The sequence below is a fragment of the Vibrio neonatus genome, assembly GCF_024346975.1.
GTDB classification, from domain to species: Bacteria; Pseudomonadota; Gammaproteobacteria; order Enterobacterales; family Vibrionaceae; genus Vibrio; species Vibrio neonatus.
In genome coordinates, this window is the sequence record NZ_AP024885.1 from 1600807 (window position 1) to 1624930 (window position 24124).

22 protein-coding genes are annotated in these 24124 nt (G+C 41.8%); 19 read left to right on the plus strand and 3 right to left on the minus strand.

Going from position 1 to position 24124, the window contains the following annotated elements; all coding sequences use genetic code 11:
- The first annotated feature begins 46 nt into the window (after positions 1 to 46).
- The 8 genes from OCU38_RS07360 (at position 47) to OCU38_RS07395 (ending at position 7545) form a co-directional block, all read left to right on the plus strand.
- Positions 47 to 1090 carry a porin gene (locus OCU38_RS07360; RefSeq protein ID WP_261822576.1) on the plus strand — a complete coding sequence of 348 codons (1044 nt, stop codon included), beginning with the start codon at positions 47 to 49 and terminating at the stop codon, positions 1088 to 1090.
- Positions 1091 to 1113: 23 nt separating this feature from the next.
- Positions 1114 to 2145, plus strand: a complete 1032-nt coding sequence (gene lpxD, locus OCU38_RS07365; protein WP_261822577.1) for a UDP-3-O-(3-hydroxymyristoyl)glucosamine N-acyltransferase — start codon at positions 1114 to 1116, stop codon at positions 2143 to 2145.
- 119 nt (positions 2146 to 2264) lie between these two features.
- Positions 2265 to 2747 (plus strand): glycosidase, encoded by a 483-nt coding sequence (locus OCU38_RS07370; RefSeq protein WP_261822578.1) that lies wholly within the window; start codon positions 2265 to 2267, stop codon positions 2745 to 2747.
- 106 nt (positions 2748 to 2853) lie between these two features.
- Complete coding sequence (locus tag OCU38_RS07375; protein ID WP_261822579.1) at positions 2854 to 3975, plus strand: ABC transporter ATP-binding protein; 1122 nt, start codon at positions 2854 to 2856, stop codon at positions 3973 to 3975.
- A gap of 218 nt (positions 3976 to 4193) precedes the next feature.
- Positions 4194 to 5084, plus strand: a complete 891-nt coding sequence (locus tag OCU38_RS07380; RefSeq protein ID WP_261822580.1) for a MipA/OmpV family protein — start codon at positions 4194 to 4196, stop codon at positions 5082 to 5084.
- A gap of 8 nt (positions 5085 to 5092) precedes the next feature.
- Positions 5093 to 5479, plus strand: coding sequence for a DUF3019 domain-containing protein (locus OCU38_RS07385; RefSeq protein ID WP_261822581.1), 387 nt, complete (start codon positions 5093 to 5095; stop codon positions 5477 to 5479).
- The gene (locus OCU38_RS07390; RefSeq protein WP_261822582.1) at positions 5476 to 6168 is read left to right on the plus strand and encodes a response regulator; all 693 of its coding nucleotides are present in this window, start codon (positions 5476 to 5478) and stop codon (positions 6166 to 6168) included. Before OCU38_RS07385 ends, OCU38_RS07390 begins: the two co-directional genes overlap by 4 nt.
- Before the next feature lie 18 nt (positions 6169 to 6186).
- The gene (locus OCU38_RS07395) at positions 6187 to 7545 is read left to right on the plus strand and encodes an ATP-binding protein (protein ID WP_261822583.1); all 1359 of its coding nucleotides are present in this window, start codon (positions 6187 to 6189) and stop codon (positions 7543 to 7545) included.
- 396 nt (positions 7546 to 7941) lie between these two features.
- Here OCU38_RS07395 and OCU38_RS07400 read toward each other — a convergent pair whose 3' ends face one another.
- Positions 7942 to 8400, minus strand: a complete 459-nt coding sequence (locus OCU38_RS07400) for a CC0125/CC1285 family lipoprotein (protein ID WP_261822584.1) — start codon at positions 8398 to 8400, stop codon at positions 7942 to 7944.
- A 14-nt stretch (positions 8401 to 8414) separates the two neighbouring features.
- Entirely contained in the window at positions 8415 to 9191 is a 777-nt protein-coding gene (gene ompV / locus OCU38_RS07405) for an outer membrane protein OmpV (protein ID WP_261822585.1), read from the minus strand.
- 216 nt (positions 9192 to 9407) lie between these two features.
- Here ompV and OCU38_RS07410 point away from each other — a divergent pair, with 216 nt between their 5' ends.
- Positions 9408 to 10316, plus strand: a complete 909-nt coding sequence (locus OCU38_RS07410; protein WP_261822586.1) for a hypothetical protein — start codon at positions 9408 to 9410, stop codon at positions 10314 to 10316.
- Between the two features lie 109 nt (positions 10317 to 10425).
- Here OCU38_RS07410 and OCU38_RS07415 read toward each other — a convergent pair whose 3' ends face one another.
- A complete protein-coding gene (locus OCU38_RS07415; RefSeq protein WP_261822587.1) occupies positions 10426 to 10680 on the minus strand; it encodes a YdcH family protein in 255 nt (84 codons plus the stop codon).
- 202 nt (positions 10681 to 10882) lie between these two features.
- Between OCU38_RS07415 and OCU38_RS07420 the strand changes: the two genes are divergently transcribed.
- The 10 genes from OCU38_RS07420 (at position 10883) to OCU38_RS07465 (ending at position 24075) form a co-directional block, all read left to right on the plus strand.
- Positions 10883 to 11233 (plus strand): hypothetical protein, encoded by a 351-nt coding sequence (locus OCU38_RS07420; RefSeq protein ID WP_023403659.1) that lies wholly within the window; start codon positions 10883 to 10885, stop codon positions 11231 to 11233.
- A gap of 103 nt (positions 11234 to 11336) precedes the next feature.
- A complete protein-coding gene (locus tag OCU38_RS07425) occupies positions 11337 to 11927 on the plus strand; it encodes a hypothetical protein (RefSeq protein ID WP_261822588.1) in 591 nt (196 codons plus the stop codon).
- A gap of 149 nt (positions 11928 to 12076) precedes the next feature.
- Positions 12077 to 12769, plus strand: coding sequence for a pseudouridine synthase (locus OCU38_RS07430; protein ID WP_261822589.1), 693 nt, complete (start codon positions 12077 to 12079; stop codon positions 12767 to 12769).
- A 592-nt stretch (positions 12770 to 13361) separates the two neighbouring features.
- Positions 13362 to 14243: a hypothetical protein gene (locus OCU38_RS07435; RefSeq protein WP_261822590.1), complete on the plus strand. Its 882-nt coding sequence runs from the start codon at positions 13362 to 13364 to the stop codon at positions 14241 to 14243.
- 28 nt (positions 14244 to 14271) lie between these two features.
- The gene (locus tag OCU38_RS07440) at positions 14272 to 15276 is read left to right on the plus strand and encodes an ABC transporter permease subunit (RefSeq protein ID WP_261822591.1); all 1005 of its coding nucleotides are present in this window, start codon (positions 14272 to 14274) and stop codon (positions 15274 to 15276) included.
- Positions 15276 to 16319 (plus strand): ABC transporter permease, encoded by a 1044-nt coding sequence (locus tag OCU38_RS07445; RefSeq protein ID WP_261822592.1) that lies wholly within the window; start codon positions 15276 to 15278, stop codon positions 16317 to 16319. Before OCU38_RS07440 ends, OCU38_RS07445 begins: the two co-directional genes overlap by 1 nt.
- Before the next feature lie 4 nt (positions 16320 to 16323).
- Positions 16324 to 18195, plus strand: a complete 1872-nt coding sequence (locus OCU38_RS07450) for an extracellular solute-binding protein (protein ID WP_261822593.1) — start codon at positions 16324 to 16326, stop codon at positions 18193 to 18195.
- 9 nt (positions 18196 to 18204) lie between these two features.
- A complete protein-coding gene (locus OCU38_RS07455; RefSeq protein ID WP_261822594.1) occupies positions 18205 to 19194 on the plus strand; it encodes an ABC transporter ATP-binding protein in 990 nt (329 codons plus the stop codon).
- Entirely contained in the window at positions 19194 to 20156 is a 963-nt protein-coding gene (locus OCU38_RS07460) for an ABC transporter ATP-binding protein (RefSeq protein ID WP_261822595.1), read from the plus strand. The genes OCU38_RS07455 and OCU38_RS07460 overlap by 1 nt, the downstream gene beginning before the upstream one ends.
- A gap of 19 nt (positions 20157 to 20175) precedes the next feature.
- Positions 20176 to 24075, plus strand: a complete 3900-nt coding sequence (locus tag OCU38_RS07465) for a zinc-dependent metalloprotease (protein WP_261822596.1) — start codon at positions 20176 to 20178, stop codon at positions 24073 to 24075.
- Positions 24076 to 24124: the final 49 nt, after the last annotated feature.

Here is a 24124-nt window from a genome sequence, read left to right on the forward strand (position 1 = left end):
ATCTTAGCTCTTACTCGCGGCTCGAATGAGTTGATAAGGATATGTTGTGAACAGAACATTAATTTCGGTTGTTGTAGCAAATGCTTTAATTATTAGTACCAGTGCTTTTGCACTAGAAAATCAGCGTGGATTCAAAATTGAAGACAGTATCTATGACACTGTCCTTAACGATGCAATGCAATTTGGCGGACATGTTGGAACCTCTTATGAATATGAAGATAAAGACGTTACCGATTATGCTTCGTGGGGTGGCGACTTTAATGAGCGAACAAAAGTTCATGAAATTTTTGGGGTCTTCTATAAAAACTCAAAATGGGATTTTTCTGCGCTCTATGCGTTAAAACAAGTCGATAGAAATAAAACCAACAAAAACTCTAGTTATTCTGAGCTAGAAGAATCATATCGTCATTTAATGTCGCTAAATAAAGGCTTTGATCTTGGTTCAGGTTGGACTACAGGTTTAATTTACGACTTAGAATATACCAGCGGTAAAATTTATAGCACCAGCGGAACGCAAGGCTTAAAAAGCACCAAAGGTGAGCATAGCGTTCGTCCATACCTAACCTACTGGAATAATACCTACAACGCAGGTTTCTACACCAACCTTGAATACCTATACAACAACGAAGACAAAAGTCTTTGGGGCACACGAGAAGAAGAAGGCTATAGCTTCTTGTTCAAGCCGTATAAACGAATGGGGAATTGGGAGTTCGCCGTTGAATTTTATTATCAAATTAAAGAGAACGACGCGAAAAATGGCGACGGTTCTGTCAATGAAATCAGTGACTTCACAGAAAAGTATATTGAACCAATTGTACAATACAGCTTTGAAGATGCTGGCACGCTTTACGTACGCACCCGAATTGGCGAAAACGAAACCAAAATCAGTGATGGTTGGGCCAAAGATGAAGATTATTTCAAAGACATTCGTAAGGCCACCATCGGTTATGAGCAAGCCATTGGCAGCGATTGGCTAGTAAAAGCCGAATACGAATGGGCTAAAGACGATGAAACCTTTACCTTAAAAGAAGGTGAATCCAAAACGGTTGAACAAAGCACATTTTTCGCTCAAGCACTTTATCGTTTCTAATTTAACCTAGAGAGTAAAACATTATGATAAAAGTCTCCGAAATTGCCGCGATTATTGACGGCGAAGTAATAGGTGAAGGAGTAAGTGAAATTTCATTTATTCGCCCTGTGCGCAGCACTAAAAAGGGTGGCCTCGCCATTGTCTTTGCCAAGAAAGATCTTAATGCTCTTTCTGAGACTTTTTCTGATGTGATTATTGGCCCGAAGAAAATACTCGAAAGTGACGCAAAAATAAAAATCGTTACTGAACAATTAGACATTGAAAAATTAAATCATGTTCTAAAACTTTATAAGGTGCACAAATACCAGTTATTTGACCAAGGTAATACCTCAGAGATCCCTGATGTTTATATCGGGAAGCACTGTAGCATCGGCAAAAATTGTCACTTTATGCCGGGAGTAAAAATAATGAATGGTGTCAGCATCGGTGACAATGTCGCTATTCATGCAAACACTGTCATTAAAGAAGGCACGGTTATTGGCGATAACGTCACTATTGATTCGAATAACTCCATCGGTAATTTTAGTTTTGAATATATGACAGGAAAACGCACTCGCTATGAACGCGTTGAAAGCGTTGGCCGCGTCATTATTGAGGACAATGTTGAAATTGGCTGCAATAACACCATAGATCGCGGCACCTTAGGTGATACCCGTATTGGGGAAGGCACCAAAATTGATAACTTGGTGCAAATTGGTCATGACTGCAACATAGGCAAGCACTGCCTTCTAGTATCACAAACTGGGTTTGCAGGACACACCACCCTGGAAGATAACGTAATTGTGCATGGTCAAGCAGGCACAGCAGGAAACCTTACCATTGGCGCAAACTCTGTGATTAAAGCCAAATCAGGCGTGAGTCATTCATTTCCGAAAAATAGTGATCTGTTTGGTTATCCGGCAAAAGACGCTCGCGCTTACTACAAAAACTTAGCGGTGCTCAATCGACTCAGTAACAAACAAGTTAAGAACAAGTCTGAAGATGCAGGGAAAGATGCGGCATCAACTCCGACACTGAGCAAATTATGGAATGCTTTATTTTTATCTCGCGCGTAAATAACGCCGAATATCAGTAATTCAGCATCCAAATAATATTTTTAGTTATCAGCAAGCAATTTATTACACAAACCAACACATTTAATCATCATCTACACATAACAATGCGGTGAATAATAATGAAACGTAAATTAATTTTGACAGCAATGATATCTACAGCACTACTGGGTTGTGCTAGTACCACTGAAGACACAACTGCGCCACAAATCACATCTGCGGGTCCATTTTCTGATTGTAATGTCGCATCAGTAGATGATAGAGGGCCGATTCGCCCTTCTCTATATGTGCTGGGGACCTTCCCTGAAGGGCAATGGCTACATACTGAAGAGCACCAAATGAGTCATAAAGGCGATGGGATTTATCAAGTTGTTAGCGAAGAAAAAGCCGGCAACGTGAGTGTGCAGTTTGCCACCATGAGTTGGAATCCGCAGTTCACTGCCGCAGGTCTGGAAATGACGGTTGGTGAAGTTAAAGAGCTAAAACGTGGCGGATTTGCCAAAAATACACTGATCAATCTTCCTGAAGATGGCAAATACCTATGGAGCATCCAGATTGCAAGCGACAAGAAGCCAGTAAAAGCTTTAGTGAAAAAATGTCCTTAAAGTAAACATGAAGGCGCACCAACAAGGAGTCGTTGCGTGCGCTTTCTTTCATTGAATCGACTATTCAATCGTATTAATTACATCTAATCCGAATGCGGAGTATCACATGGCAACGGTTAGCCTACGCAAAGTAAAAAAACAATATGAGAACGGTTTTGCTGCTGTTCATGGTATTGATCTTGAAGTTCGAGAAGGCGAATTTATGGTGTTTGTGGGGCCTTCTGGCTGCGCGAAATCGACCACCTTACGTATGATTGCGGGTCTTGAAGAAGTCAGCGGTGGCGAAATCCACATTGGAAACCGAGTCGTCAATACCTTGGCACCTAAAGATCGTGGGATTGCCATGGTTTTCCAGAACTACGCGCTATACCCTCACAAAACTGTGTTTGACAACATGGCTTTTGGCCTAAAAATGCAGAAAAAGCCGAAGCAAGAGATTGATAAGCGCGTGAGAGAAGCGGCTGAAAAGCTGGAAATTACCGACTTATTAGATCGCAAACCCAAAGAAATGTCCGGTGGGCAACGTCAGCGCGTGGCGGTCGGGCGAGCGATTGTGCGCAAACCTGAAGTGTTCTTATTTGATGAGCCTCTATCAAATCTTGATGCCAAATTGCGCGTGTCTATGCGCGTAAAAATCGCTCAGCTTCACCAGTCTTTAAAAGAAGAAGGCAACCCTGCCACCATGATTTACGTCACTCACGATCAAACCGAAGCCTTAACGTTAGGCGATCGTATTTGTGTATTAAATCAGGGCAATATCATGCAGGTCGATACGCCAACGAATCTTTATAATGCGCCGCAAAACAAATTTGTCGCCAGTTTTATTGGCTCCCCAGCAATGAACTTGGTGGAAACAGCGCTTGGTCAGCACGATGACGATATTTTCGTTGAAATTGCGCCAAACGTTCGTATTTATATCCCCAAAGAAAAACAAACCTTACTTGCTTCGCATATTAATGAAGCCGTGTATTTTGGTATTCGTCCCGAACACATTTCAATTGCCTCAGATGACGACACGGTAAACACCGTTGCAGGCGAGTTAACCGTTGTCGAGAATATGGGCAATGAAAAGTACCTCTATTTTAAAGTCGACGGTAAAGAGCTCATTGCAAGAACCACCGCCCAAGACATTACCACATCAGACATAGGCCGATCATTTCGCTTCAAACTCGACACTCACTATTGCCATATTTTTGATTTTCAAACTGAAGAGAATTTGGTGATCTAACGAGATGCCAACATTGACACTCCCATTGCAGCAAGGCGGCAGTACTTTCATGCCTAACCTTGCTGCAACCTAAAAAGAAACCGTCGAAAATCAATATGATTCCCCTATCGTTTCACTAAACCTTATTATTCTATAATAACTATCTTGTTATATTGGACTCACATTTAACACACAGTCATAATAGTTAAATGCGTTAAGAAATAGTTTGGAACAAGACAGTGAAACCGTATTTTGTTGATAGACAAAAAATGCCCCTTTTGCTACGTGATTTCGTTAGGCCATCTGCCCTGCTATTAGGGCTAGTTTTCGCCATGCCGAGTATGGCGGCGGATATCACCGCTAGCTCATCTCAAAATGGCGGACGCCATGAAAACGGAGGCTACTTTGAAGTTGGGGCATCGGGTCTTGTGACCAATCAAGTGGACGTGCGCGCCACTGAACACAAAGATTTTCAGCCAACGCTACTGCTTAGTGGTGTATATCAATATAAAGGTTTATTTGTTGAGCTGGTGCACCTCTCTCAAGACGGCGCCAACCTAGGTTACAACTTCTGGAATTCTGAAGATTGGTCTGTTGATTTTTTAGCGGCGAATGTTGAAACCACTTGGCTACGGGACAAAGACGTCAATGTTAGTGCGCTCAATGAGACGCAACGTAATAATTATTTACTGGCCGATGAAAGCGTTTTTGTTGGCGCAGGTCTTCGTGCTACCCGTTATTGGGATGACAATTATGTGTTCCAATTCCGTATAGTCAGTGATTACACCGACAACTTGGGTCTACAAAGCTCTATTAAGCTAGGTAAGTCTTGGCAAGTTAAAAACTGGAATCTGTACACTCTCGGCAGCGTTTCCTATCTCTCCAGTAAGCTCACTAATAATATTTATGGCGTAAGCCATGAAGAAGCGACTACGCAATTTGAACAATATGATGCTGGAGCGGCTTTTAACTACGGCCTTGAATTTGGCGCAGCCTATCCTATTACACAAAATGTAGTATTCCGGTCGACCTATCGCGTAACGGCATTGTCTGATGAAATAACTGACAGCCCCTTTAGTCAAGCTGATTACAGCTCGTTATTTAACGTGTCAATTAGCTACGTATTTTAGGAGGCGATATGAATAGACTACTTTACTGCTGTTTATTATCGCTAGCGGGCACAACCCCTGTCATGGCGAAAGGAAAAGATGTCTCTTTCACTGCCACACCGGAACAATGTGTCGCACTGCATAAGGGACAGACCTGTTATCAAGACATTGTTTTTCAATGGAAAACACCGCTAGATGGAAAGTTTTGTTTATTACAATCCGATACTGGTGAACAAGTGATCTGCTGGCAAGGCCGTTTGATGCAAGAATATCAATACAATTTCAGTAATAATAAAACCACAAAGTTTCGCTTAATAGATCAAAATACGGCACAACCGTTAGCCGAAGTCAAAGTGGTGGTCACTTGGGTATATAAAGCACCTAAGCAATCGCAATCAGGATGGAGACTATTTTGACCGATAAAAAACACATCTTAGTCGTTGAAGACGATGCCTCTCTTTCAGAATGGATTGGCGATTACCTCCTTGATCATGACTACAACATCACCATTGCTAGTCAAGGCGACTATGCGCTAGAAATGATTGAAGAAGAAACACCAGATTTGGTATTGCTGGATGTCATGTTGCCGGTAAAAAACGGTTTTGATGTCTGTAAAGAAGCCAGAAAGTTTTATTCCGGCCCTATCCTATTTATGACCGCTTGCGTTGAAGACGGTGATGAAATCAAAGGCTTAGAAGTTGGCGCGGATGATTATTTGACTAAACCCATCCGTCCTAAAGTGATGCTCGCTCATATTAAAGCCTTGTTGCGCCGCGCCAGTGATGAAGTGCCAAAAGAGCTTTTGCAATTTGACTCTCTGACTTTAAACGCCACAGCAAAATCGGTCACGATTGATGAACATCAACTGGATCTAAACTCCAACGAATTTGACGCTTTTTGGGCTCTGGCTTCTAAAGAAGGCACTGTGGTACCCAGAACTGAGCTTATCACTCAATTGCGCGGCATCGAATATGATGGGTTTGATCGCTCAATCGATATTCGCATTTCTCGTTTACGTAAAAAACTGCAAGAAGCTCCCGCGCAACCTTACAAAATCAAAACGATTCGAGGTAAAGGTTATCTATTTTGTCGTGAAGACGAATAACAAGGTAGAAGTATTAGTATGAGAAAACTCATTGTCTCACTGGTGATTGCTGTTCTTGCATCGATAGTGATCTTAGGTTGGTCAATCAGTCAGTATGCGCAGCAGCATGAAAGTAAAGTGGCGTCCGTTACCACCGCAGAGCGTATACAAGCACTAAAACTTGCAGGCAATAGCTTAGCTCAGATTTTTGATGACCAAAGCAATGCGCAAAATAATTCTCAAAACAATGCGCAACGTAACGGTCAAACAACTAATACCAATACTCGCCAAAGCCTTCTGGAAAGTTGGAATAAGCACAACCAAGAGCAACTGTCTGTTGTTAACGAAGCTAGCTTTCCTCTGCCCCCTTCATTAAGGACACAATTTATTCGCGACGGGCAACTGACATTGCAATCCGATGAAGGTATTTCTCTACATTATCGACTGCCAAAAACACAGCAAGTGCTTAATATCCAGACCCAGTTGATGCCTGTTGAAGAACAATCGATGGATCTTAATAAGATGTACACCGCGCTCTTCTATACCGGCATCGTCATTATATTACTGCTGTGGGTATCGCCTTTAATTAAGCAATTATTGAACCTAAGTAAGGCGACAAAATCGTTTGGCATGGGGGATTTGCAGCATCGTATTGAAATACATAAATCGTCTTATATCTCTGAGATAGAACATGAATTTAACGGTATGGCTGACCGCATACAACAGCTTATTGATGATAATAAGTTACTAAGTCGCGCCGTATCCCATGATTTGAAAACGCCAATTGCGCGCCTAAGATTTGGAATTGAAGCGTTAGAAGAAACCGATAACGAAAAGCTTAAACTTAAGTATTTTGCGCGCTTAAATCATGATCTTAATTCTATGGAAGAACTCGTATCGACGCTTTTGAGCTACGCCAGGCTTGACCAAGCCAATATTAAGCCAGAATTAGAGCCTGTAGAACTCAATAGTTGGTTACAGACAAAACTGGCAAGTTACTCAATGGATAAACATAAGCTCATCTTTACCCCGAGCTCAAATGCTATATGGGTACATAGCGATCCTATGTATCTGTCTATGCAAGTGGGCAATTTATTGAGTAATGCTGAACGTTTTGGGCAATCTACCATCAAAGTTCAGCTAACAACGACAGAGCACAACGCCATACTCAGTGTAGATGACGACGGCAAAGGCATTGATGAACAAGAAGCTGCGCAAGTAATCAAACCTTTTGTCCGCGGCCAACAAAGCCGAGACAACGCCGGCCACGGCATGGGACTAGCAATAGTCAACCGCATCGGCCATTGGATGGGCTCCCCCCTTTCAATTCACCGCTCCCCCGAACTTGGCGGCGCCAGCATGCAATTAACCTTCTCCATGATTGACGAAATCAAGTGACGGGGTCAGGTCTTGAAATTTGCAGGTATAACTGAAACGTTAGGTTTGTTATTGGGGCGTTGGCAGTAAGTTTATGTACGGATTGGCCCATTCAATAAGTTGATAAAACTAGCGAATAATTAGCCCATACATCTAACTTAGGTATCTTCTGTTCTAAGGAATGTGCTTTTTAGTTGTCTAGATTCGCCAACCGACTACACACTTCAACGCTATCTAAAACAGGCATTTGCACCTTTCTAATCACTACAATTGACGACTATTCTTCCGGTATAGCGCAATCCATCTGCAGCGTGCAAATTTCAAGACCTGACCCCGCAAGTTTGCCGCTAAAAACAAAAAACGCCACATTAGAAAATATGGCGTTTTAGCTATTTAAGGTTGTTGGTCAGGATGAAACTATTCGTCTACTTTTAGGTGCTTCAATAAAAACTCTGTATCGTAAACGCGACCTGTTGGATTTGCAGGTTTTGTTTTTAGGCCGGTGACCTCAACAATACTTGTCCCTTTTTGCAACGTACTTGACGTGTTGAACATAAAGTCTTTATTGATTTTAGTTCCCACTCCTACACCGCCAACCGCATCACGCGTTGTCTGCTCGGTGGTATAGATAAAGTATGGGAAACCTGCGTCATGACATAATTTTGCAGATTTATGCATAACGTATTTTCGCATCAAAGCTCTATCAGTGTGATCATTACCTACAAAACTAATTTGCCAGCTATCTGGTGCTATTTGCGTGGTTTCAAAACCTTGACCAAAGGTCCAAAAACTTTTTTCAGTGTTGTACGGCGTTGCACACGCCGACAACATACATGCAAATATGGCAATGACTGATATACGTTTAAATAGTTTCATCATTCATCCTCTACTTAGAATGTATAGTTCACACCCAGTGTTGATGACCATTGATTTTGAGTTTCAATCAGTGGTGAATCAGCAAAGTCAGAAGTTAAGTATGAGTAACCAGTTGATTGAGTAATATCAACGTGCTCAGTTACAGGGATAACCATTGCGTAACCTACTTTATAAGCGAACGCTCCGTCACCTTTGTATTCATGACGTTCAGCAGTTGCATCAGCAGCAGAAACGCCAGTGTAGTAGTTAACAAATTTTTCGCTGTAGTAGTGAACACCAGCGTAAGGAACAAAATCAACACTACCAAATGCTAATGGGTGGTAGTAAGTTAAGTCACCTTGGAAGCCTTCATATGCGCCAGTTACATCTTGTTGGAATTTACCAGAAAGAGTACCTTGACCAAGATGAACATCGGCGTTCAAACCTAGGTCAGCGCTAATGTCGCGGTCTTTCATACCTTTAAGGATTGTCGCATCATCCGCATCTAAACCAGGGTTAGTTGCCACGAACACACTCATGTTGAATGTATCTTCGTTGTTACCCAAGAAACGGTAGTTAACGCTGTTTAAGTCCGCGTTAAAATCAACGCCATGGTAACCACCATTGATGTAAGCACTAGTATGGTCTTTTTGACCTTTGTACATTTTGCTACCAGTAATTACACCAGCGCCGACTACTGCATGGCCTTCATGTGTATAGATGTTACCGTTACGAACGTATGTGTTACCTGTATCAGCTAACGCTGCATGTGATAATAAAATCGCTGAGATTGCTAAACTAATTGTTTTCATAATTGATGCCTTTTTCGCTCGATTCAATTTACGTTGGAAATACTATATTTCATCGCGAGAAAAAAGTTTGTAACCGAATGTATCTTGGGGTCAGGTCTTGAAATTTGCAGGGAGTAAGTATCTGGAGAGACCATAAATAGGAATTAGGCATATTCCATTTTATACGGCTTAAATATGTACAATTAATTTTCCATAGACAACCTATCAGAGACAAGCATGCCGTTGGTCAGCAACACTTTAAATTTCACATCAAAAGTTCTAACTTTTGGTGGCTCAACAAAGGTCAAATCTGCAAAACAAGAATACGATCATCTATACAACCAATATGCACCGATATTTGAGGAACTTAAAAGTATCGAAGCTGAGACTGAGTGTGTGCTTAAACAAATAGGATATCGTCTAAAGAAAACGAATGACCTATTAAGAAGAGTTGAGAATGAGCTAAATCGAAATCTATCAATTGATAATCAAGTCAACATCGTATCCTCTTCAAAAACTATCAAGGATATCAACGATTTTAGTTCCTCATATAATACCGCTGCCAATGCTGGTTTTGGAGGCATAGTTGGCGGTTCTTCTGCTGTTGGCGCATGGGCATTAGTTTCGACAATGGGCAGTGCTTCCACCGGAGCCAGTATTGCAGGTCTTTCTGGTGTAGCTGCATCCAATGCAACTTTGGCGTGGTTTGGTGGAGGATCGTTAGCAGTTGGTGGCGCAGGAATGGCGGGAGGAATGGCTGTAATTAGTGGTATAGCAATAGTGCCTATTTTTTATTTTGCAGCTAAAGGAGCTTACAATAAAGCAAGCCGAATCTTAGAAGAAACTGAAAAGCTAAAATCAAATATCATCAAGCTGCAAGAGATTCTTCCTCTTGCACAAACAGAGCTAAATAAAGCAACAAAATGTTCTATCTATATCAATGAGATAACATCTAGGTATGACATCGTAGCAACTGAAATTTTAAGTGCAATTGAGAAAAACGATTTGTTGATGAGAAAATGGTATAAGCCTAGAACTTGGTTCTCAAACAAATATGATGCAAATACAAGAGGTAAACTGACTGAAGTCTTGGCACTTGAAACCGAGCATTTTTTGTATCAAATTCACCAACAACAGAACCTTTAATCTCTACTAAATACTTCCGCCTAACGACTGCAGCCATCCTTTATCTTATGAACCTGGCTAGGTAATACATCTAGCCACACCACACACAGTCGCACCAACCATGCAAATTTCAAGACCTGACCCCATGGTGTTGCGTCAACTGAAGATACAAACTGTCTTTTAGTTCCATTCGTTTTAATTTGAGGTCATGCATCTCATTGTCTTCTATTGGGCTGCCAGAGACTTCCAGTTCGCGGATCTGATAATCGAGTTGATGATATTCATCAAGCTTGGCTTTAAACAAGGGATAGTCATGATTTAACTGAACGATATCGAGCTTTAACTCAGGAAAATCAATAATAAAGGCGTGGTTTTCGTTCAACATTTTAAAACTCTCCGTTGATGCTCTTTTACAGAGTATAGAAGCATTTATTCAATAATGAGTCTGGATAGAACAGCTAAGAATTGACGGCCTTTGCTGGTATCTATGCTAGGCAAAACTACACTTGTAAAAACTAGGCGTGCAAATTTCAAGACCTGACCCCGCACTTCTTATATACTGCGCTTCTTTCAAAGGAATTATCGTTATGGAAATGCTCATTGTTTCATCGGAACAGCAGAAACGCATGATTATGCTTTTTATTCGTAAGAAAGCATCAATGTCGGACAAAGCGCTGTTAAAGAATTTGGATGCTCATCAGGTTAACTCTTCGGTTTATCCAGCCTTTAAGCAGGCTTCTGATTTGCGTGTGGAGCGTATTGCTTTGCCTTTATATGATGAGAGAACCGCTAAGCAAGAAGGTGGGGATTTCTTATATCGTTATCTATCAAAAGGATATATTTGCTTGGGTAACTATACTGGCGAGCCTAAACCTGATTTAACTCCTTGGGGGGTACGCTCGGTGCGTATGTTACCTAAAGTGGGCTTTGGTTTATAAGCCCTGTAAATTGCCCATCTATTTTCAACTTTGCTTTAGCGCGCATTTAAGCGCACATTGAAAGACAGTATACCGTTACACACAGTTTAAGGATCAAGACACAATGAGTGAGCTAACCCCTCAACAAGAACACGCCATTGCCACATTTAAAGCTTGTATGCACTTTCCTGAGAATGGCTTTCATGACTTAATCATTGAACTGTGTAAAACCTATCAACTCTCTTTTCAAAAAGTTCGTAAAGCGTTAGTCAGTTCGCAAGTAAAGCTGGAAAAGAAAATCCGTCATCAGTTTGACAGTGTCGCTCCGCAAGAGTTGACCAAGCAGGCATGGCTTGAGAGTGTGCATACGCAACTGAAAGAGTTAGCCAAAGACAATATTTCGGTAATGTCGGCGCTACAAGGCAATCCTCACTACCAAAAAGCAATAGCGTCTATTCAAGCGTCAATCCAAAGTGAACATGAGCGTGAAGTCATATTAGAAGATCTCTTTTTAGCTTATGAAAAACAAGTGTTTAAACCATTAGCCACCATGTTGCATACCACCCCGCTTTATTGGAAGTTAATGCGCGCTGAAGAAATACATATTATGACGCCAGAGTATCAAAAGCACTTTATTGACTACCCTGATTATATGGAAGCGGCCAACCATCTATTTGAACTGCAGCAACAAGTAAGAGATCGAGTATTTAACTAATACTTAAATTAATTAACACCTAACTATGTTTTGAGTAACTGTACTTTAAGTAACTATGTTTCAAGTAACTATGCTTTAAGTATCCATGCTTTAAACAGCAGCGTATTGAAAAATAAGATAAAGGTTAAAAATAATGCAATGTGATAGCTATGCGTCTTGATAAATTTGTTTGTAAAAGCACCGACTTAAATAAAATAGATGCATTGTTTCATATTCATAACGGGCACGTTTCTATTAATGGCAATATAGAGACGAAAGAACAAACCCAAGTACATGAAAACAATGTCATAAAGTTAAATAATCAAGTGCTTACCCCTCGACCTTTTCGGTATATTGTAATGAATAAACTAAGTGGCACTATTTGTTCTAATATCGACGAAGTCTATCCCTCATTATTTAATTCAATGCAAATAGAGAAGGTCTCAGAGCTGCATATCGCCGGACGTTTAGATGCCGATACCACAGGTATGGTATTAATCACGGATGACGGACGCTGGTCATTTGCTATCACCAATCCACAGCATAAGTGCCCCAAGGTTTATCGTGTCACTCTTGCTAAAGATATTGCAGCTGATGCCAAAGAGAGATTTAAACAAGGTATCTTACTGCAAGGAGAGTCTGCGCCTACGCGCCCTGCTACTTTAGAGGTGCTATCAGAGAAAGACGTTCGTCTATGTATCGTTGAAGGGAAGTTCCATCAGGTGAAGCGCATGTTCTCAGCAATAGGCAATCGAGTGGTTAGCCTGCACAGAGAGCAAATAGGCACATTAACATTAGATGTTGAGCCGGGGCAGTGGCGTTACCTTTCACCACAAGAAGTGCATTCATTTAGCAAAGAATAGTCATTATTCACTATTTCAAATAAATTCCACGTTTCCTAAATAATAATTCAATTAATAGAAATCAAGTCACATATTAACTTATAAATAGAATTCATTTCTCATTAATATATAAATGGTTTTTAATATTTCATTTTTAATGATTGCAACTACTTCACCCTAATACTTATTGGTTATTAAGTGACGAAAAATGAAAGTTTTGTTCTTATATATGGATGATTTTGATTTTTTTATATTGATTTATATCAAAAGCATAAGTGAGTAATATACTATAAAATTTAGTAACACGCGTGTGAGGGAACTAGCTCGCATAGATATAAGTCAATCTTTCGATCACCTTTATTAACTAAGTATTGTCGTTAGTTGTTTTATGCCTATCTGAGTTATCGCTAATTAGGTTTAATGAGTTTGTTCGCTTTATAGTTAGTAAGGATTGCTAATTCTATAACTACTCAGAATATTCAACTACCCGTATATACATCTACAGAAACTGTCGATTGCATTAAGAGTGGTTTATTAACCTATTATAGTGCTATTGATTGTTTCTTAATCCCTCTCAATACGTACACACTTTCATTTTTATTGAGATATCAAATTGAACAGATCAAATCTAGTGGTAAAAAACGGAGTTTTACTTGCCCTACTTTCGCTAACCGCGACAACGACTTTGGCAAATGAAACGACTATAGCTAATAATCAAAATGCAGACACAGATTCAAGCCAAACTTTCCAACCAGCATTTACTGGTTATGTCGCCGGCACCTACTCCGATGATTGGGCAAGCGATTATAGAGACGATCGCAGTTTCTCTATTGACCTAAAATTAGGTTATCAGTTCACACCAAATTTCAGCGCAGGCGTTATTACCGGTGTTTACTACCTAGATACCGCTTACTGTTCTACACACACCAAAGATTACTGGTGTATGTCATCAACTTCTTTGTATGCAAAATACAACAACCTTTATAGCTTCTTTGATGATTTCACTACTATTGGTGTGCAAGGTCGAGTCATTTTACCAACCACACAATACTCTCAAGACACTCATCTTTACTTTGGTTTAAAAGGCTATGTGCCAATTTCATTTGATGTAGACCGTTATGTTGATGGTTTGAGCCTATCTCTTACTCCATCGGTCACTAAGTACTTTAATAAGTACAAAACCGCTGGCGGCACAAACCTAACTGAATACAGCTTAGGCTTAACCCTTGATACGACGTACCAAATTTCTGACAAGTTTTACTTCACTGTCAGCTTAGATGACTACAACTACATCACCTACCAAGGTTCTACCACTTATCCAACCATCAGCCATACTGAAGAGTTGGGCTATCAAGCTACCGACAATATTTACGTGGGTGTCGGTTACACCAACAGCGCGCAGTACTACGACCCAGAACACGGTCCAAGCCCTGTGTCAGAGCTGTTCGATGATAAAGACCCTCATTTCTACCTAACAACCTACTATTCGTTCTAGGCAGTCAATACAAAGTAAGGAAATTAAATTGCTAGGTTATTTTATTAAGAGACTTTTACTGATTATTCCTACCTTTTTAGGAATAACAGTACTGATCTTTTGTTTGACTCGTTTTGTTCCAGGTGGCCCTGTTGAACGAATGATCTCACAAATGCAAATGAGCGGTGGGGCTAAAACAGCCTCTCAGACCCTTTCTGAAAGTGAAATCAACGAGTTAAAAGCACTGTACGGCATGGATAAACCCGTCTATATCGCATACTCAGACTGGTTGAAAGACTTGGTTCACCTCAACCTTGGCGTATCAACCCGTTACTATGATCCGGTTTGGAGCATGATTAAAGAGCGTATGCCGGTGTCTTTATTCTACGGTGTTATAGCGTTAATTCTTAGCTACGGTATCGCAATTCCTCTGGGGATATACAAAGCGATTCACCATGGTAGCAAAGGCGACAATATCAGCTCGGTCATCATTTTTATTGGCTATTCAATGCCAAACTATGTGCTAGGGGTGCTATTGCTTTCCTTACTTGCCTTCTATTTTGACGTGTTACCTCTCGGGGGATTCACCAGCAATAATTTTGAAGAACTCACCTTATTGGGCAAAGTGCAGGATCTGTTTACTCACGCCATCTTACCGGTGATCTGTTACACCATTGCCGACGTCGCCATCTTAACCATGACGATGAAAAACAACTTACTTGAGAACCTATCCTCGGATTACATCAAAACAGCGGTAAGCAAAGGCTTAACTTACAAAGATTCAGTCTACAAACACGCTCTTAGAAATAGTCTCATTCCGATTGCGAGCCACTTTGGTTCAGTGATCAGTGTCTTCCTAGCGGGCTCATTCTTAATTGAAGTGGTATTCAATATCGACGGTATTGGACTGCTTGGCTACGAAGCTATTATTCAAAGGGATTACCCTGTTGTAATGGGTATTCTGTCTCTTTCTGCACTGCTGCTTATGTTCGGTAATATCATATCGGATCTGTGTGTAGCAGCCGTTGATCCTCGCGTTAAGTTTGGTAAATAATGTTTAACTTTGATGAATTAACTAAAAAGAAAATTGCACGCTTTCGTTCAATTAAACGAGGCTACTTTTCTCTTATATTTTTAGTACTGCTGGTCGTGCTGTCACTGTTTTCAGAGGCACTGGTCAACAGTAAAGCCTTGGTGGTTTCTTACCAAGGTCACCTGTACTTCCCAACGTATTCGAAAATGCGTACTGGTAATGATTTTGGTGAGCAATACGGCTACGAAGCGAACTATCGCGAACTACAAGCTAAGTTTGAAAAACAAGATCAGGGCGACTGGGTCATCATGCCTATCGTACCTTGGAATCCACTAGAGCAAGACTACTCTAACGGCTTCCCACCTAGCGCGCCTAACGCGCACTCTCAGCATTATCTTGGTACTGATAACTCAGGTCGAGATGTGTTAGCGCGATTGATCTACGGCTTCCGTATCGCCATTTTCTACGCCTTTATTACACTCGCCATCTGTTACTTCATTGGGGTTATCGTCGGCAGTGCTATGGGCTACTTAGGCGGTAAGTTTGACCTCATTATGCAACGTATTATTGAAATCTGGTCCATGTTACCCATGCTGTACGTGATCATGATATTAGTCTCGATAATGAAGCCGAACTTTGCCCTGTTTGTCTTTATCAACGTCCTGTTTGGTTGGATTCCAATCACTTGGTACATGCGTTCCATTTCTTACAAAGAGCGAGCACGTGAATACGTACTGGCGGCCAGAGCACAAGGTGCTGGCACATGGCGCATCATCACCAAGCACATCCTACCGAACACGCTAGTAATGATTGTCACTTTGGCGCCGTTTACCATTGTTGCCAACATTTCTACCTTGACTGCACTCGACTATTTAGGTTTAGGCTTAACTCCCCCTACCCCAAGCTGGGGTGATTTATTGCAACAAGGTAAATCCAACCTTGATGCATGGTGGATCATGAGTTCCGTTGTGTTCTCGATTGTGGGAATTCTCACCATGATTACTTTCATCGGTGAAGCGATTCGTGAAGCCTTCGATCCTAAGAAACAAACTAAGTACAGCTAATATCATGAATCTAAATACACTAAAACTATCAACGTTATTGGTTGCGCTATTAGGAACAACACTATTAGCGCCTGTTTACGCCAATGCCGCGCCAGCTACATCAGCGCCAGCAACGACTCAACAGGCAAAACAAGCTCCGCAACTGCCTAAAGACTTAAAATGGATATCAAATCCGGATCTGCCATTGTTTGCCAGTGAACAGGCCAAACGTGGTGGCACGCTTAACTTGTATGTTCCGTCATACCCATTGACTATGCGTACTATCGGTCCAGACTCGAATACCTCGTTTCGTTCATACTTAATGGATGGCCATCCAAACCTAGTAGGCATCCATCCAAACACGCTACAACCTTATCCTGAGCTGGCTGAGCAATGGGCATTTGGTAAAGACGGCAAAACCATGTATTTCCGTTTAGATCCAAAAGCGACTTGGTCTGATGGTGTACCAATCACCGCAGATGACTATGCGTTTCTATTTGAATACGTAAAAAACAAGAACGTACACGCACCGTTTTATAGCAACTACTACACCGAAAAAATCGTTAATCTAACCATCTACGATAAATACACTATTTCGTTACAATCGTCTGATGCGTTACCGGAAGATCTGCTTATCGACCGCATTAACTTGCAACCGAAACCAAGACACTTTTTCAAAAATGGTATTGGTAAAAACTACATCCGTGAATACAACTGGAAAGCAGAGCCAACAACAGGTGCGTACTACGTTTCGGCACTTAAAAAAGGCCGTACGATTGAGATGTCACACGTTAAAGATTGGTGGGGCTACCATAACCGCTATCTTAAAAATCGCTTTAACGTAGATAAGATTCGTTTCTCCGTCATTCGCGACCCAGATTTAGCCTATCGCTACTTTGAGAAAGGTGAGTTGGATGTGTTCAACATCAACTCGCAGAAATTATGGTTTGATAAAACCAGTTCTGAACCTTTCCAAAAGGGTTACATTGTTAAATCAATGCTTAATAACGAAGTGTCTGTAGGTGCTTCTGGCCTGTGGCTTAACATGGTCGATCCACTGCTTAAAAACAGCGAACTTCGCGCAGGTGTTGCATACGCCATCGACTTTGAATCTGTTATCAAGCACGTCCGTCATGGTGAATCGACACGACAAAATGGCTTTGGTACGTTAGTCGGCGCTTATGCCACGCCAAAAGATATAGGTGTTAAGCCCTTCTCCCCTGTCGAAGCGAAAAAACACTTTGCCAAAGCGGGCTATAGCACGTTAGGTTCGGATGGACTGCTGTACAACAAGCAAGGTAATTCACTACAAGTGACCTTGACTTACCTAAGTGCGCGCAATACCGCCGACGTGATTATCCTAAAAGAACAAGCTAAAAAAGCAGGTTTGGATCTTGAGTTGAAACTGGTTGATGGCTCAACTGGGTTTAAATCGCTATTAGAGAAGAAATTCCAAATGGCTTACTTGTCTATGTCATCAGGCTTATACCCTGCGTACCGACAGTATTTCCATTCCAGCAATATTGTTCCGCAAACCAACAACTTTTTCAGTTTTGCCAATCCAGAAATGGACAAGTTGATTGCCAAATTTGATCAGGCGTCTACGGTCGCTGAGCAAGTAAAACAATCGAACAAAATCCAACGCATGGTAATGGCATCCAACTGCTTTATCCCTGGGACTGTGTCGCAATTTACTCGCGCGGCGCATTGGCGTTATGTTCGCCTGCCAGACAAAGTAGGTTCTGCACAATCTCGATTCTTATTCGACGAAAATAGTCTTGATCAGGGATTAATGTGGATCGACACCGATCTAAAACATGAAGTTCTACAAGCAAAAAGTGAAGGCAAAACCTTCCCTAAAATGACGCATTTAAGCACTCAAGTCATCGGTCAATAAGGTCTAAGTATGTCAAATAAAGCATTGCTGTCACTGCACAACGTGACCACTAAGTTCAATACCGATGAAGGTGATATTACCGCGCTAAACGGCGTGACATTTGATGTTATCAAAGGTCGTACCCTTGGCATCGTTGGTGAATCTGGCTGTGGTAAAAGTATCACTGCAGCATCAATCATGAACCTACTACCCCAACCTTACGGTCGCGTGACTGAAGGTGAAATACTGTTTGAAGGTCGTGATATCACCAAACTTAACGAAGCCGAGCGCTGCAAACTTCGTGGTCATGATATTTCAATGATCTTCCAAGATCCGATGACAGCGCTAAACCCAGTAGTGCGTGTCGGCAAGCAAGTGGAAGAAGTGTATGAACTGCATAGCACGAAATACACCACAGACGCTACCCGCCGTCAGGCCGCCCTAGAAATGTTCAAAAAAGTGGGCATTTCTGAGCCGGAAAAACGTTTAGATGTTTACCCGCATGAGCTTTCAGGTGGTATGCGTCAACGTGTCATGATTGCGATGGCGCTCGCCTGTGAGCCCAAAGTATTGATCGCTGATGAACCTACTACGGCATTGGATGTGACCATTCAAGCGCAAATTCTTGAGCTGATGAAACGCATGCAAGAAGAGTTGGGAATGGCAATTTTGTTCATTACCCACGATTTAGGTGTCGTGGCTGAAATTTGTGATGACGTTGCGGTTATGTATGCCGGTAATGTCGTTGAACAAGGCGACGTTTATCAAATCTTTGGTAAACCTACCCACCCTTATACACAGGGGCTGTTGGCTTCCATGCCAACTGTTTCTTCGGTACCAAAAACGCAGCTCACTACCATTGAGGGCAGCGTACCACAATTAAAAGATATGCCGTCTGGTTGTCGCTTCGTCAACCGTTGTACTAAAGCAATGGATCATTGTCATAGCACTAGACCAGAGCCGGCACTGGTTGAACCTGGCCACCTTGTTTCTTGTCTTGCTGTTAAAGAGGTTATGTAATGACTCAAGCGACTCCTTTACTCCAAATTAAAGATTTGAAACAGCACTTTTTGGTCTCCAACAAACTGTTTCAACCCAAAAAATACGTATATGCCGTGGATGGCGTCTCTTTTGACCTCTATCCCGGCCAAACCATTGGTCTTGTGGGCGAATCTGGGTGTGGTAAAAGCACCGTAGGACGTACCTTACTTAAATTGTACGAGCCAACTGCAGGGAGCATCTTCTTTGAAGGTCGTGACATCACGAACTTAAATGCCAAAGAGATGACTTCACTTCGTAAAGAAATGCAGATCATATTACAAGACCCTCTTGAGAGCCTAAACCAACGCCATACTGTCGGGGACATCATCAAAGAACCCTTCGAGATCCATGGCATAGGCACAGCAAAAGAGCGAGACCAATGGGTTTCAGAATTGTTAGTCAAAGTAGGATTGCGACCTAATGCCGCTTCACGTTTCCCACATGAATTCTCTGGTGGCCAACGTCAACGCATCGGGATCGCGCGTGCCATTGCGCTTAAGCCAAAACTGATCGTATGTGACGAATCCGTATCAGCCTTAGACGTTTCTGTGCAGGCGCAAATCGTAAACCTGCTTCTTGACTTACAAAAGGAAATGAACATCGCATTAATTTTTATTGCGCATGATCTTTCTGTAGTCCGACATGTTTCGGACGTAATTGCCGTGATGTACTTAGGAAAGTTTGTAGAAATAGGTAACGCTGAAGAAGTCTTCAACACACCTAAACATCCTTACACCGAAGCACTAATTTCTGCCATTCCTCAGCCTGATCCATGGGCTAAGAAAGACCGAATAATTTTAGATGGTGACATTCCTTCTCCAATGAATCCACCAAAAGGGTGCGCGTTTTCAACAAGGTGCCGTCTTGCTGAAAAAGGATGCTTTGAACGTTCCCCTACCCTAAGTTGCGACGAGCACAAAGTAGCATGTCATTTAGTATAATTATTACCAGGATATAATAATGAATAAGAGCTTATTAGGTTGCAGTATACTTGCTGCAACCATAGGACTTGTAGGCTGTGGTCCCAAGGATGAGGCGTATGACAAGGTTGATCGCTCCCCTTACGAGCTGAAAGTTTCAGATCTCAATACACTATCAGCGAAGACCTTTCTATACCGTCGTATGCTAGGCGAAACACCACGTTACCTTACTGCAGTACGTGGTAAAGTGCCTAATGACGTCAAGTTAGTAAAATTCCGTATGACTGAAAACGGACTTCAAGTTGTACAACTCGACACCGACAATGTAGGTGACGGACACAGTGGTCGTTTTGACACAGAAAACAACTATCGCCCAATTCTGACCATTGGCGGTAAATACGTAGACTACAAATGTTCTGAAGACAGCTACGATAAATGTACTAACAAAGAAGAAGTGGATTCAAGTGAGTCATTAACTTGGGACCAAAAACATTACTTCGTACCTGACTTCTCTAATGTCAGCATTGCTGAGCAAGATTACAACGACTTGTTCTCTCTAAGCTGTGCGGTAAACCCTGTCAGCTCTGTATTGGCAAAAGTACCTGCTGAACAGTGGAAGGGCTACCTTCTTGACCTTAAAAATGGCGTAATCAACTTTGAGTTGAAATCGGTTTACTCTGTACCGAGCGCAAGCTGTATCCCTAAATTCGCCAGCGATTGGGATGTGGATAAGCTCAGCTTTGAAACCACTGAATACTTCTCAATGGTTGAGCGTGATAAGATCGTTTCTAAAGACTACAAAGCGATCCCATACCAAGAAGAAGACGGTAACACCTTTGGTTTCTTTACCACTTCACACACATACCGTGATAACGAATACCAATCAGATCAAACTGGCTACAAACGCACATATCTAAACCGCTTTGATCCGAATAAAGAAGAAGTAAATTACTACTTATCTAACAGCTTCTGGGATGAAGATAACGCCGTATTCCTTGCCGCGGCTAAAGAAGCGGAAGCTATCATCAACACCCAAAACAGCATGTACCACACAGGGTTGCCTCACATCAACTTTGTACAAGCTAAAGACAAACGCTACGGTGATTTACGTTATAGCTTCCTAAGACTATTTGACCAACCTCTAGACAATGGTCTATTGGGTGTAGCAAACAGCAGTGACGATCCACTCACAGGTGAAATCGTAAGTGCTGGCTTTAACCAATTTAGTGGTAACTTCCTAGGCAATGCTGCCTTCTCTTACGATATTTTCGTACGTGACTATAACCTTGGTCGTTTAAACCCGGATTCTGTAAAAGAAGCAACTGGTGCAACCTACCCTGATGCTCCGCTACAAAATACTAAGTTGGAAGGCGTAACGGATTACACCCACGCTACCAACACTGAAGCAAGTATCACAGCAAATGCCGCTCAAGCTCCTGCTGATATTGCAAATGCAATTGACACGGCGGCTAAGCCACGTAATCAAGATGATTTGATTAAAGAAGCTGACGCACGATTGGCTGCTGCACTGCAAAACGGTTCAAATCTACTGCCAGTGATGGAAGACACAATGACTCGAGTTGCTCAACAGCCACTTAAGTTTAGTGAATTGCAAGATCTATCAGAGAAAGTAAATGCTGACACTAGCAATATCCAATCAAACCAACAAGCAGTAGCACACGCCAACAATATACTTAAATTGTATAACGACCGTATGGACTACAACTCTCAGCACAATATTTTAACTGCTGACGCAATGAATCTTGGCGGTAACTATGGCGTGCTACCGAAAGGCGTTAAAGGCTATGCAATTGATTGGAAACAACCTGAACTTTGGGTTGACGGCATTGTGGGTGGCAAACTTAAGCAACTGAAACAATTGCCTAAAGATCTTCGTCACGACATGGTTGTTAAAACCGCTGCGGTTGGTTTTGTAGGTACTATTATCCATGAGTTTGGTCACAGTATTGGTCTTCGCCATAACTTCAAAGGCTCTACGGATTACAAACACTTCTACACCAAAACAGCTATTGCTAAACAAAAAGCAGCGCTGGCTAAACTGGGTTATCCAAATGTAAGCCTTTCAACGTCAACCAGTACTCAAATGGAGTACATGAATGACATGTTTGGCATGGGCTTTGGTCCATACGATTTAGCGGCAATCCGCTTTGGCTACCGCCGTGAAATCCAAGACAACCGTGCTACAACTGTTGATGACTGGGATAAAGCAAGCTACTGGCACTCACTAAAAGATCTTGACCAAAAACGTCGTGATGAGTGGGCGCAAGATATCAACAATGGTAAAACTCGCACCGGCTCTGTGAACTTATTAAGTGAACAGCTAGCAGGTAAAGTGAATAGCAAATCTGACGACAATGGCTACAGCAACTTCTTTGGTTGGAAATACTGTACCGATGGTCACGTTGATTTAAACAGCGACTGTAACCGTTTCGATATTGGCTTTAACTATGACGAAATTGCTCAGTACTACGTTGAACGTTACCTGAACTACTACACACTACGTAACACTCGTTCAGATCGCGCTAATTACTTTGACACTAACTACAATGCGTACATTAGTTCTCGTAAAAGTGGCTTTTCTAGAATGCACGAGTTCATCGAAGATGTTGGTGGGCTTGAAAAACGCATCAATCTTCGCGATAACTCACTAGATACTTGGTGTGCGAATGATAGCTCTGCTTGGTATTGTGACCGCGTAAATGCTAAGAACCGCATTGCGAAGTTCTTGTTACAAGTAGCAAGTCAGCCAGATGCTGCTGTATTGATTAACTTCAAAGACAGCAACGGCAACCTTGTTTGGTCTAAGCCTAGTGTCAGTAACCTAAGTTACCTACTGAGCAAATACGACGACCTTGACCTATCAAGTTTAGATGACGCCGATAAATTGCAACCTGGACAAGTTATTAGTCAATACTCAGATGCCCCTAAATTGCTTGACCTTATGGCTGTTCAAGTTGGTATCAAAAAAGAGTATTGGGATAAATACTCCCAGTTTACGCCTGTAATTAAATTTGTTGGTCGTAGCCTAAACAGCTCAAGTGCTAAAGTAGCCGATCCTGAACATCCATACTCTAACGAAGTGGATAAACTGGGTATCTGGCCTGATCGCTTAATTGCAATTCAACAACTCGTTACTCGTCATACTGACCGTAATACTAGTTCTTTGACTCACCAAGCTATGGTTGACTTTGCGCCAATCAATAGATTGTTCAAAGGCATGTTATGTCGTATGGCAATGGCTGATGTTGATGGCACCTATGCTAAAGCAATGTCTGACATCGATGGTTCTGACATCGCTAAAGTAGTTGGCCCTGAAGCAAACTGTAATGCATTGGCGATTGATCAAATCACTAATTCATACCCACAACTGCCAACTGACTTTGACCTGACTACAGGGGAAACTCCAACGACTCATTGGAAGTGGGAAGGTATCTCAAGTGTTGATGATTTCTACCCTGCGTATGACGATGTGGTATACCAAAACATCGAAGCACTAAGCCCAGATGTCACTAGTGCTGTGCTTGGTTTTGGTTTTGACCGTAACAACGGCGTAACCAAAGGTGAAACAAATCTGTTCCACGCTCTACTTAACCAAGTAGCACTATATTCAACAGACAGTGATACCAATAGTAAGGATGATGCACGTCTATTGCGTGAATTTGTAGGCATTCACTTAGCCTCTGATTACGTGCAAGGAACCCCAATGACCCTTAATGGTAAATTGTATACAGTAACTCCTGAAAACATTCTTGCGGCTAGTTTGCTACAAGACCAAGAATTAGTTACTAAGAAAATTCATGCATTTGCTGCTGACACTGCAAGTCATACAGATGCAACGAAATTTGCTGCATACAAAGTATTGGCACAGCGTTCAGCTCGTGATCAAAAAGCGTTGGAACAACTTCCTGTTGTTGAATAAACCTCGCTGATATATATAACAAAGTCGCCTTTGGGCGACTTTATTTTTT

Bases quoted from the DNA above. Each gene is read 5' to 3' on its own strand.
- lpxD (WP_261822577.1), top strand. From the start codon at position 1,114: ATGATAAAAGTCTCCGAAATTGCCGCGATTATTGACGGCGAAGTAATA.
- OCU38_RS07370 (WP_261822578.1), top strand. From the start codon at position 2,265: ATGAAACGTAAATTAATTTTGACAGCAATGATATCTACAGCACTACTG.
- OCU38_RS07375 (WP_261822579.1), top strand. From the start codon at position 2,854: ATGGCAACGGTTAGCCTACGCAAAGTAAAAAAACAATATGAGAACGGT.
- OCU38_RS07385 (WP_261822581.1), top strand. From the start codon at position 5,093: ATGAATAGACTACTTTACTGCTGTTTATTATCGCTAGCGGGCACAACC.
- OCU38_RS07395 (WP_261822583.1), top strand. From the start codon at position 6,187: ATGAGAAAACTCATTGTCTCACTGGTGATTGCTGTTCTTGCATCGATA.
- OCU38_RS07400 (WP_261822584.1), bottom strand. From the start codon at position 8,400: ATGAAACTATTTAAACGTATATCAGTCATTGCCATATTTGCATGTATG.
- ompV (WP_261822585.1), bottom strand. From the start codon at position 9,191: ATGAAAACAATTAGTTTAGCAATCTCAGCGATTTTATTATCACATGCA.
- OCU38_RS07410 (WP_261822586.1), top strand. From the start codon at position 9,408: ATGCCGTTGGTCAGCAACACTTTAAATTTCACATCAAAAGTTCTAACT.
- OCU38_RS07415 (WP_261822587.1), bottom strand. From the start codon at position 10,680: ATGTTGAACGAAAACCACGCCTTTATTATTGATTTTCCTGAGTTAAAG.
- OCU38_RS07420 (WP_023403659.1), top strand. From the start codon at position 10,883: ATGGAAATGCTCATTGTTTCATCGGAACAGCAGAAACGCATGATTATG.
- OCU38_RS07425 (WP_261822588.1), top strand. From the start codon at position 11,337: ATGAGTGAGCTAACCCCTCAACAAGAACACGCCATTGCCACATTTAAA.
- OCU38_RS07430 (WP_261822589.1), top strand. From the start codon at position 12,077: ATGCGTCTTGATAAATTTGTTTGTAAAAGCACCGACTTAAATAAAATA.
- OCU38_RS07445 (WP_261822592.1), top strand. From the start codon at position 15,276: ATGTTTAACTTTGATGAATTAACTAAAAAGAAAATTGCACGCTTTCGT.
- OCU38_RS07450 (WP_261822593.1), top strand. From the start codon at position 16,324: ATGAATCTAAATACACTAAAACTATCAACGTTATTGGTTGCGCTATTA.
- OCU38_RS07455 (WP_261822594.1), top strand. From the start codon at position 18,205: ATGTCAAATAAAGCATTGCTGTCACTGCACAACGTGACCACTAAGTTC.
- OCU38_RS07460 (WP_261822595.1), top strand. From the start codon at position 19,194: ATGACTCAAGCGACTCCTTTACTCCAAATTAAAGATTTGAAACAGCAC.
- OCU38_RS07465 (WP_261822596.1), top strand. From the start codon at position 20,176: ATGAATAAGAGCTTATTAGGTTGCAGTATACTTGCTGCAACCATAGGA.